Here is a 1,670-nt window from a genome sequence, read left to right as displayed (position 1 = left end):
GGTCGCGGAAAAACCGGCCAGTGAAGCCGAAACCACCGTACGGGTCGATACCGCGCGGCTGGACGACATCATGAACATGGTCGGCGAGCTGGTACTGGTGCGTAACCGCCTGGTGCGCCTGGGCCTGAGCAGTGGCGATGAAGCCATGCAGAAGGCCGTGTCGAACCTCGACGTGGTCACCGCCGACCTGCAGACCGCGGTGATGAAAACGCGCATGCAGCCGATCAAGAAAGTCTTCGGCCGCTTCCCGCGCCTGGTTCGCGACCTCGCGCGCCAACTGAAGAAAGAGATCAACCTGGAACTGGTGGGTGAAGAAACCGACCTCGACAAGAACCTTGTCGAGGCCCTGGCCGACCCGCTGGTCCACTTGGTGCGCAACGCTGTCGACCACGGTGTCGAAACCCCTGAAGAACGCGAAGCCTCAGGCAAGTCCCGTGGCGGCAAGGTGATCCTGGCGGCGGAGCAGGAAGGCGACCACATCCTGCTGTCGATCACCGATGACGGCAAGGGCATGGATCCGAATATCCTGCGCAGTATCGCCGTCAAGCGTGGCGTGATGGACAAGGACGCCGCCGACCGCCTGACCGACACCGAGTGCTACAACCTGATCTTCGCCCCCGGCTTCTCGACCAAGACCGAGATTTCCGACGTGTCGGGCCGTGGCGTGGGCATGGACGTGGTGAAGACCAAGATCAGCCAGCTCAACGGCTCGATCAACATCTACTCGACCAAGGGCCAGGGCTCCAAGATCGTCATCAAGGTGCCGTTGACCCTGGCGATCATGCCGACCCTGATGGTGATGCTGGGCAACCAGGCGTTCGCCTTCCCGCTGGTCAACGTCAACGAGATCTTCCACCTCGACCTGTCGCGCACCAACGTGGTCGACGGCCAGGAAGTGGTGATCGTGCGGGACAAGGCGTTGCCCCTGTTCTACCTCAAGCGCTGGCTGGTTGCATCGGCCGCCCATGAAGAGCAGCGCGAAGGCCATGTGGTGATTCTCTCCGTGGGCACCCAGCGTATCGGCTTTGTCGTCGATCAACTGGTTGGCCAGGAAGAAGTGGTCATCAAGCCTTTGGGCAAAATGCTGCAGGGAACCCCGGGCATGTCGGGTGCGACCATCACCGGTGACGGTCGGATCGCGCTGATTCTCGATGTTCCGAGCATGCTCAAGCGTTACGCCGCTCGGCGTATTTGATTCTGGTGGGGCATAGGCGGTATTGCCCGCCCCACCTAACGGAGTGTTTATGGCAGTCAAGGTCCTGGTGGTGGACGATTCGGGTTTCTTCCGCCGCCGCGTCTCGGAAATTCTTTCCGCCGATCCAAGCATCCAGGTGGTCGGCACGGCCACCAACGGCAAAGAGGCGATTGATCAAGCCATTGCGTTGAAGCCGGACGTGATCACCATGGACTACGAGATGCCGATGATGGATGGCATCACGGCAGTCCGGCACATCATGCAACGCTGCCCGACCCCGGTATTGATGTTCTCCTCGCTGACCCACGAAGGCGCCCGAGTGACCCTCGACGCGCTGGATGCGGGGGCGGTGGACTTCCTGCCGAAGAATTTCGAAGACATCTCGCGCAACCCCGAGAAGGTCAAGCAACTGCTGTGCGAGAAAGTCCACAGTATTTCCCGCAGCAACCGCCGCAGCCTGTTCAGCGCGCCAGCC

General features: G+C 61.3%; 2 protein-coding genes. Both read left to right on the top strand.

The window, feature by feature from the left end; all coding sequences use genetic code 11:
* On the top strand, nucleotides 1–1,195 hold a 1,195-nt coding region (locus BFP99_RS00010), incomplete at its 5' end, for a chemotaxis protein CheA (RefSeq protein ID WP_141690735.1).
* Nucleotides 1,196–1,244: 49 nt separating this feature from the next.
* The coding region (locus BFP99_RS00005; protein WP_141690734.1) for a response regulator at nucleotides 1,245–1,670 on the top strand (426 nt) is incomplete at its 3' end.

Source organism: Pseudomonas sp. 1 R 17, from assembly GCF_900067035.1.
GTDB lineage: Bacteria > Pseudomonadota > Gammaproteobacteria > Pseudomonadales > Pseudomonadaceae > Aquipseudomonas > Aquipseudomonas marginalis.
This window is presented reverse-complemented; position numbering and strand designations above follow the sequence as displayed.